8 protein-coding genes are annotated in these 8,656 nt (G+C 51.2%); 4 read left to right on the top strand and 4 right to left on the bottom strand.

What is annotated here, in order from left to right:
• Positions 1-357: 357 nt before the first annotated feature.
• A complete protein-coding gene (yihA, locus tag INF73_RS00960) occupies positions 358-987 on the top strand; it encodes a ribosome biogenesis GTP-binding protein YihA/YsxC (RefSeq protein WP_014885764.1) in 630 nt (209 codons plus the stop codon).
• Positions 988-1,299: 312 nt separating this feature from the next.
• On the opposite strand, the gene polA is transcribed toward yihA, so the two are convergent.
• Positions 1,300-4,092: a DNA polymerase I gene (gene polA / locus INF73_RS00965; RefSeq protein ID WP_028014897.1), complete on the bottom strand. Its 2,793-nt coding sequence runs from the start codon at positions 4,090-4,092 to the stop codon at positions 1,300-1,302.
• A gap of 440 nt (positions 4,093-4,532) precedes the next feature.
• Between polA and INF73_RS00970 the strand changes: the two genes are divergently transcribed.
• Positions 4,533-5,441 carry an acyltransferase gene (locus tag INF73_RS00970; protein WP_045630627.1) on the top strand — a complete coding sequence of 303 codons (909 nt, stop codon included), beginning with the start codon at positions 4,533-4,535 and terminating at the stop codon, positions 5,439-5,441.
• 23 nt (positions 5,442-5,464) lie between these two features.
• On the opposite strand, the gene dsbA is transcribed toward INF73_RS00970, so the two are convergent.
• The 3 genes from dsbA to INF73_RS00985 form a co-directional block, all read right to left on the bottom strand.
• Entirely contained in the window at positions 5,465-6,088 is a 624-nt protein-coding gene (dsbA, locus tag INF73_RS00975) for a thiol:disulfide interchange protein DsbA (protein WP_028014899.1), read from the bottom strand.
• Between the two features lie 27 nt (positions 6,089-6,115).
• Positions 6,116-7,102, bottom strand: coding sequence for a serine/threonine protein kinase (locus tag INF73_RS00980; RefSeq protein WP_047366771.1), 987 nt, complete (start codon positions 7,100-7,102; stop codon positions 6,116-6,118).
• Between the two features lie 75 nt (positions 7,103-7,177).
• The gene (locus INF73_RS00985; RefSeq protein WP_008501866.1) at positions 7,178-7,447 is read right to left on the bottom strand and encodes a YihD family protein; all 270 of its coding nucleotides are present in this window, start codon (positions 7,445-7,447) and stop codon (positions 7,178-7,180) included.
• A gap of 68 nt (positions 7,448-7,515) precedes the next feature.
• Here INF73_RS00985 and mobA point away from each other — a divergent pair, with 68 nt between their 5' ends.
• Positions 7,516-8,100, top strand: a complete 585-nt coding sequence (gene mobA, locus INF73_RS00990) for a molybdenum cofactor guanylyltransferase MobA (protein WP_048959966.1) — start codon at positions 7,516-7,518, stop codon at positions 8,098-8,100.
• The gene (gene mobB / locus INF73_RS00995) at positions 8,097-8,600 is read left to right on the top strand and encodes a molybdopterin-guanine dinucleotide biosynthesis protein MobB (RefSeq protein WP_182034732.1); all 504 of its coding nucleotides are present in this window, start codon (positions 8,097-8,099) and stop codon (positions 8,598-8,600) included. The genes mobA and mobB overlap by 4 nt, the downstream gene beginning before the upstream one ends.
• Positions 8,601-8,656: the final 56 nt, after the last annotated feature.

The raw sequence follows: 8,656 nt of genomic DNA on the forward strand, positions 1-8,656 counted from the left end.
CGCTGGTCGTCCTGACTATCCTGCGTCTTCGCCTCCTGGCGCTCCTGACCCTAATCCTTAAGTTGAATTCCTGTTGGCTTCCTCGCCCTGACGCATACTTTACCTTGTTACGTTAAACTAACAAGCGACGAAACGGTACAAATACGGATTTTCAGATAATTACCTAGAAATAAGATTATGATTTAAAACAGTTTGCATTTTTTGACGCCTGCGAATTCTCTGAAATCTCCCATAGCAACATTAGCCGATCTCTTACAGCCGTTTGGGCATTCGCCTGCAAGCCTCGTGCAATCAGAAAAGCCTTTTGCCCGCATTCGGGTATAATCCCTCCAGATTACGATTTTTGGAGACGACCACGTGACTACCTGGAACTACCAACAGACGCATTTTGTCACCAGTGCGCCCGATATTCGCCACCTGCCTTCTGATACCGGTATTGAAGTGGCATTTGCTGGCCGCTCCAATGCGGGGAAATCCAGCGCCCTGAATACGCTGACCAATCAGAAGAACCTGGCGCGTACCTCAAAAACACCTGGCCGTACCCAGCTGATTAACCTCTTTGAAGTGGCTGAAGGCAAACGCCTCGTAGACTTGCCGGGATACGGTTATGCGCAGGTGCCTGAAGAGATGAAGATCAAGTGGCAGCGTGCGCTGGGCGAATACCTGGAAAAACGCATGTGCCTGAAAGGTCTGGTGGTGCTGATGGATATTCGTCACCCGCTAAAAGATCTCGATCAGCAGATGATCGACTGGGCCGTAGCAAGCGATATTGCCGTGCTGGTGCTGCTGACGAAAGCCGACAAGCTGGCAAGCGGCGCGCGTAAAGCGCAGGTGAATATGGTTCGCGAAGCGGTACTGGCCTTCAATGGCGATGTACAGGTTGAGCCTTTCTCTTCGCTGAAAAAACAGGGCGTGGACAAGCTGCGTCAGAAGCTCGACAGCTGGTTTAACGAGCTGGAACCCGCGACGGAAGCGGAAGAAGAGTAATACCGAGCGCGGCGATGTCCGCGCTTTTTTTTGCCCGAACTTTTCTTTGCCGCAATAAAAAACGCCCCAGTCATTACTGACTGGGGCGGCTAAAATATTCAGCCAAATCCGATTACGTGAAGTAAAAGGTCTGAAAGATAGAACATCTTACCTCTGTACCCTACGTCGATAACTCTACCCCTTTTTGTGCTGCAGAAAAAGCACTTTTTGTAGTTTTTTTTCATTCTTTACATAGGGAATTCTAATGATCGTCACAAAACGCGCTTTCTTATGTTGCAAACTTACATAAACAGCGCGTTATGCGAAGAACCTTTAGTGAGCCTGATCCCAGTTTTCACCACTTCCCACTTCCACCAGCAACGGCACGTCCAGCGTCATGCTGCTTTCCATCAGTTCGTGGATCTTTTTCGACACAATATCGAGATCGTCTTTGTGCACTTCAAATACCAGTTCATCGTGTACCTGCATGATCATTTTCACGCGCGGCTTCTCTTTCTCCAGCCAGGCATCAACAGCGATCATTGCGCGCTTGATGATGTCCGCTGCGGTACCCTGCATCGGGGCGTTGATCGCCGCACGCTCTGCGCCAGCGCGGCGCGCCGCGTTGCTGGATTTGATGTCCGGGAGATAGAGACGACGGCCATCCAGGGTTTCAACGTAACCTTTCTCTTTCGCCTGCGCGCGGGTGCGTTCCATATATTCCAGAACGCCCGGATAACGCTCGAAGTAAAGATCCATATACTTCTGCGACTCTTTGCGCGGAATGTTTAGCTGGCGTGAAAGGCCAAACGCGCTCATGCCGTAGATTAGACCGAAGTTGATCGCTTTTGCACTGCGGCGCTGTTCGTTGGTCACGTTGTCCAGCGGTAAACCAAAGACCTCCGCCGCGGTCGCCCGGTGGATGTCTTTTCCTTCCGCAAATGCCGTCAGCAGACCTTTATCGCGGGACAGGTGCGCCATAATGCGCAGTTCAATTTGCGAGTAGTCAGCCGAGACAATCAGGTAGTCATCAGGAGCTATAAAGGCCTGACGAATGCGGCGCCCTTCCTCATTACGCACCGGAATGTTCTGCAGGTTAGGATCGGTTGACGAGAGACGCCCGGTTGCCGCTACCGCCTGATGATACGACGTGTGCACACGGCCCGTTTTCGGGTTGATCATCAGTGGAAGTTTGTCCGTGTAGGTAGACTTCAGCTTCGCGAGACCGCGGTACTGCAGAATCACTTTTGGCAGCGGGTAGTCCAGCGCCAGCTCTTCCAGCACCTCTTCAGAGGTTGACGGCGCGCCGCCAGGGGTTTTCTTCAGCGGCTTGATGCCCTGCTTTTCAAACAGAATGGTTTGCAGCTGCTTCGGTGAAGAGAGGTTAAACGGCTCGCCTGCAAGCTCATGCGCTTTCTGCTCGAGCTCGGTCAAACGCTGCGCGAGCTCGCCAGAGTGGTTATGCAGCACCGTTGGATCGATCTTAACGCCATTGCGTTCGATACGGGACAGAACGGGCACCAGCGGCATTTCAATATGCTGGAATACGTTCAGCGGACCTTCGTGCTTCTGCAGTTTCGGCCACATCTTCAGATGCAGTTGCAGCGTGACGTCGGCATCTTCCGCCGCGTAGCGCCCTGCTTCTTCAAGAGCAATCTGGTTAAAGGTGAGCTGATTTTTCCCTTTACCGGCAATCTCTTCAAAGGTAATGGTTTTGTGCTTGAGCCAGCGGTCAGATAAGGAATCCATATCATGACGGCCCGCCACGCTGTCCAGAATGTAGGATTCGAGCATAGTGTCAAAGGCAATCCCGCGCAGCTCAATGCCGTAGTTCTGCAGAATGCCGCGGTCGTACTTGAGGTTTTGCCCAACCTTCAGCGCCTTTTCGTCTTCCAGAATCGGCTTCAGTAGCTCGAGCGCGCGCTCGCGGGAGATCTGCTCCGGCGCATCCAGGTAGTCGTGCGCCACGGGAACGTAGGCGGCAATACCCGGCTCTGTCGCAAAGGACAATCCCACCATATTGGCTGAGATGTTGTCGAGGCTGTCTGTTTCGGTGTCAAAGGCAAAGACCGGCGCTTTTTTCAGTTTCTCGATCCAGGCGATCAGCTGTGACTCTTCCAGAATGGTTTCGTAGTTGTCGAAGGAGAGCGCTGCGGCTTCTTCTTCCGCCTGATCTTCGGCATCAACGACAATCGTCTCTTTCGGCTTAGCAGCAGGTTTGGCCCCTTTAGCCTGCAGCCATTTACCGGCTTCCACGTCAGTGGTCCAGCGCTTGAATTCGTATTTCTTAAACAGGCTCAGCAGGTCGTCAGCGGAAGGCTGTTGCACTTCCAGCTGCTCACAGCCCAGCTCCAGCTCCACATCGGTTTTGATTGTTGCCAGCTTATAGGAGAGATAAGCCACCTCTTTGTTCTCTTCCAGCTTCCCGGCCATGGTTTTTGCGCCACGGAAGGAAAGTCCGGCGATTTTGTCGGATTCCGCGTAGAGCGTGTCCAGACCACCCAGCCCCTGAAGCAGCGCCTGCGCGGTTTTTTCACCGACGCCAGGAACGCCAGGAATGTTATCCGAGGAGTCGCCCATCAACGCGAGGAAGTCGATAATCAGCTCTGGCGGCACGCCATACTTAGTGACTACTTCTTCTGGCCCCAGAATGGTGTTGGTCATGGTGTTGATCAGGGTAATACCTGGCGTCACCAGCTGCGCCATATCTTTATCACCGGTGCTGATCAGCACCGGACGGCCCATTTTTTCAGCTTCACGCGCCAGCGTACCGATGACGTCGTCAGCCTCCACGCCAGAGACGGCCAGCAGCGGCAGGCCCATTGCTTTCACCATGGCGTGCAGTGGCTCAATCTGCGCACGCAGATCGTCAGGCATTGGCGGACGATGGGATTTGTAATGTTCGAACAGCTCATCGCGGAAGGTTTTGCCTTTCGCATCAAAAACGACAGCCGCATGGGTGGGCTGATATTGAAGAATCAGGCTGCGCAGCATATTCAGCACGCCGTACATCGCGCCGGTAGGTTCCCCTGCGCTATTGGTCAGAGGAGGAAACGCATGGTACGCCCGATACAGGTAAGAAGAGCCGTCGACGAGAATAAGTGGGTTTTCTGGGATCTGAACCATAATGTCCGTGCCTTTAATCAATTTATGCGTAAAGGATGCCACAGAAGGATGAAAACATCAGTTATTCAGGTTCGATACAGGAAAAGATTTTGCGATCGTGAGGATCGCTTGCAAAATTCAAACTGTGGATAAGTTTGTGAATATTTTCACTTCAAATGAAAAACAGATACTAAAAGCAGGCACGCGTTGATAATAAATTATTACATATCATAATGTTAACAACTAACACTGCATGAAAATAGCCTGCTGATGGCAATTTAGTCTATGTGGATATAAGTTCTGATTAGCGCACAATAATAGAGAAATCTTCTGCTTCAGGGGAAAAGCCGTCTATTGACGATATGAAAGCGCCATAATTTTGTCACTTTTCTGATAAAATCAGCCCCCAGCGCCGTATCATCGGCGGGTCCATTAAAGCTAACCATCTGAAAAAGCTCATCATGTCGAGATTGCTCGCTGCAATAACATTACCGCTAAGCATCATTTTAACTATTCTGGTGACGATTGCGTGTTCTGTGCCAATCATTATCGCCGGGATCGTTAAACTTCTGCTGCCTGTGCCTGCGGTGTGGCGATCCGTCTCTGCGTTTTGTAATTTCATGATGTATTGCTGGTGTGAAGGGTTAGCGATCCTGCTGTGCCTGAATCCGCATCTTAAGTGGGATGTCGAAGGGCTGGAGAGCCTCAACAAAAAGAACTGGTACCTGCTGATTTGCAATCATCACAGCTGGGCGGACATCGTGGTGTTATGCGTGCTTTTTCGCAAACATATCCCGATGAACAAGTACTTCCTGAAGCAGCAGCTCGCCTGGGTGCCCTTTATCGGGCTGGCCTGCTGGGCGCTTGATATGCCGTTTATGAAACGCTATTCGCGCAGCTATCTGATTCGTCATCCGGAGCGTCGCGGTAAGGATGTGGAAACCACCCGCCGCTCCTGTGAAAAGTTTCGCGCACATCCAACGACCATCGTGAACTTTGTTGAAGGCTCACGGTTTACGGAAGATAAACGTCAACAAACACGCTCCCCTTATCAGAACCTGCTTCCGCCAAAGGCGGCGGGTATTGCGATGGCGCTTAACGTGCTGGGTGCACAGTTCGATAAACTTCTGAACGTTACGCTCTGCTATCCGGAAAATGACAGGACGCCATTTTTCGATATGCTCAGCGGCAAGCTGACTCGCATTGTTGTTCGGGTGAATTTAGTGCCGATCGATGCCGGGCTGCACGGTGACTACGTTAACGATAAGAATTTCAAACGTGGTTTCCAGCAGTGGCTTAATACGCTCTGGAAAGAGAAAGACGAACAGATAGACAGCATTAAATCTTCATACAAAAACGCCGGTCAGTGACCGGCGTTTTCATATCAACGAAATTACTTCTTCTCAACCAGGTATTTCACGGTGTCAGCATACTGCTGTACGAAAATATCCATGCTGCTGGTGTCCATGCCCTGCATGTTCAGCTGATATTTGCCGTTAACAAACATCGCCGGAACGCCCTGAAGCTGCAGATCAGCGGCCGCTTTTTCCTGCTGAGCAACCAGAGATTTCACTACAAAGCTGTTCCACGCGGCGTCGTACTCTTCACCTTTCACACCGGCATCAACGAACACTTTGCGGATATCCGCAGTGGTTTGAACGGTCTGGGTTTTCTGTACGGCTTCGAACATTGGAGCAGTGATTTTATCTTCCACGCCCAGCGCCATCGCAACCGCCCACGCCTGAGTCAGGTCTTTACCCAACGGGCCCAGGAACTCAACGTGGTACTTGGTCATTTTGGTGCCTTCCGGCAGCTTCTTCTTCACGTTGTCAGAAACATGCAGCACCTCTTCGAATTGATAGCAGTGCGGGCAATAGAATGAGAAGAACTCCAGCACCTGTGGCTCGCCAGCAACCGGCTTTTCCAGCGTGATAAACTGTTTACCGTCGGTAAACTGCGCAGCAGAAGCGCTAAATGCCAGAATCATACCTGCCAGCGCCAGCCAAATTTTTTTCATGATTAACTCTCTCCTGGGTGTGTCCAATTAATACATCGGCGTTAATTGCAGAGGGGGTTCCTGAAGAACCTTAACCTGCTGAGTGAATGTAGATATCTGGCTGCGCCAGTAATCTTCTCCGGTAAGCCACGGGAAATTACGAGGAAATGCGGGGTCGTCCCAACGCCTGATTAACCATGCGAGATAATAAACAAAACGCATCGCACGTAAAGGCTCAATCAGGGCAATTTCGTCTGAATTAAACGGGCTAAATTCTTCATAGGCTTCAATAATCGTTTCAAGCTGCATACGCTGCTCGGCTTTGTCGCCATTGAGCAGCATCCACAGATCCTGAACCGCTGGTCCCATGCGAGCATCGTCGAGATCGACAAACAGCGGACCATCGCGCCAGAGAATATTTCCGGCATGACAATCGCCATGCAGGCGTAGAACGGAAATATCATCACGCCAGCAGGTTTTCACCGCAGCAATAAGCTTATCGGTGGCGTTAAGGAAATCATCCTTTAACGCAGCGGGGATCAGCGCAGACGTTTCGAATATCTGACGTGGTTCGGTGAGATATTCATGAATCCCGATCGTTGGTCGGGCAGTGAACGCTGTTTTACGTCCCGTCTGATGAATGCGTCCCAGATAGCGAGCAACCCACTCCATCTGATCGATATTATCCGCTTCAAACTGGCGGCCACCCAGACTGGGGAATACGGCGTAGTAAAACCCTTCATGCGTGAGCAGCGTTTGGTTATTGAACTTTATCGGCGCGGCAACGGGGACGTCATCAACCAGCAGATCGTGAGCAAACTGGTGCTCCTCCTGAATTTGCTGTGCAGACCAACGTTCAGGGCGATAGAACTTTACGACGAAGCGCTGACGATCCTCGTCCTGAAACTGATAGACGCGGTTTTCGTAGCTGTTTAACGGAGTTAGCCCGGAATCCACACGAATACCCTGTTCAAACAGGGCATCCATAATGGTATCCGGGTGTAGTGTCTGGAAAGTAAAAGCCTGGTCGTTCATCCGATCATCCGGAAATTATACGAATGATTCAGGATATCATCTTGTAGCGATTTCGGTGGCTCCGCTTACAAGCTTTTACTCTTTAATTACGCCTCGGGCGCGCAGCAATGCAGTTTTAAAATCTTCCTCATAATCCTTCTGAATACCAGGAATAACAGCATCTTTGGCTGAGTCGCGCATTTTGAGGTGGTAGATCAGGATGTCGTCAGAAAGGTCTGCCAGATCGCCGTCAAAACCTGACTCTTTTGCCAGTTTCTGTAAGAATTGCATCAGATTCAGCTCTGGCTCTTTTTGCCAGGCCGGCTGGAGGAGTTCAATGACTTCATTCAGACGTTTACATTTCATGGTGGTGCTCCTTTCATTTAGAGTGACACGTTAGCAGGGTCAATCCCACAATAAAAGAGGCGATATTCGTGAATCTTAGCCTGGAAATCACTGGGGTCGTTCTGGCAGGCGGCAGAGCTACACGGATGGGCGGGGAAGATAAAGGACTACAGCTCCTGAAAGGCAAGCCCTTATGGCAGCATGTCGCTGATACGCTTGTCGATCAGGTATCGGCAATGGCGCTGAGCGCAAATCGCCATATCGATATTTACCAGCGCAGCGGGTTTCCCGTTTATCAGGATAATCTCGCAGATTTTCCGGGGCCGCTGGCCGGTATGCTTTCGGTGATGCAGCAGTCGCAGGGAGAGTGGTTTCTCTTTTGTTCGTGTGATACGCCTTTTATACCCACCTGCCTGGTGGAACGGATGGTGCAACAGCGAGGTGATTCACCCGTGGTCTGGGTGCATGACGGCGAGCGCGACCACCCAACTATCGCGCTCATTAACCGATCCATGATTCCTGCTATGAGCGACTATCTGGCTTCCGGAGAACGAAGAGTGATGGTGTTTATGCGTAAGGTCGGCGGACATGCTGTTGATTTTAGCGACATGAAAACATCGTTCGTGAATGTGAACACAATAGAAGATTTACAGGCCATGCAGGAGAAGAGATGAACGCTGTTTTAGCCATTTCCGCCTGGAGTGGGACAGGAAAAACCACGTTGCTGAAAAAACTGATACCCGCGCTGTGCGCCCGCGGTATTCGTCCTGGCTTGATTAAGCATACTCACCATAATATGGATGTCGATAAGCCGGGCAAAGATAGCTATGAGCTGCGCAAAGCGGGTGCCGCGCAGACAATGGTAGCAAGCAACCAGCGTTGGGCATTGATGACAGAAACGCCGGATGAGGCACCGCTGGATCTCGCGTATCTGGTGAGCCGGATGGATCACTCCACGCTGGATCTGGTGCTGGTTGAGGGATTTAAGCATGAGGCCGTGCCTAAGATCCTACTGTTCAGAAGTGATGCCGGGCACGATATCAGCGAGTTAACGCTGGATGAGCATGTGATTGCGGTGGCCAGCGATGTTGCTCTCGATATTGAGGTTCCGGTGCTGGATTTAAATGATGAGGATGGGATTGCTGAGTTTATTGTGAAGTGGTGTGCGGTCTGACTTGCCGGGTGGCGGCTTTGCCTTGCCCTGCGTACGGTTTGTGCAGCGCAGAAACG

It is taken from the genome of Enterobacter cloacae complex sp. P6RS (assembly GCF_014982245.1).
Classification (GTDB): domain Bacteria; phylum Pseudomonadota; class Gammaproteobacteria; order Enterobacterales; family Enterobacteriaceae; genus Enterobacter; species Enterobacter bugandensis.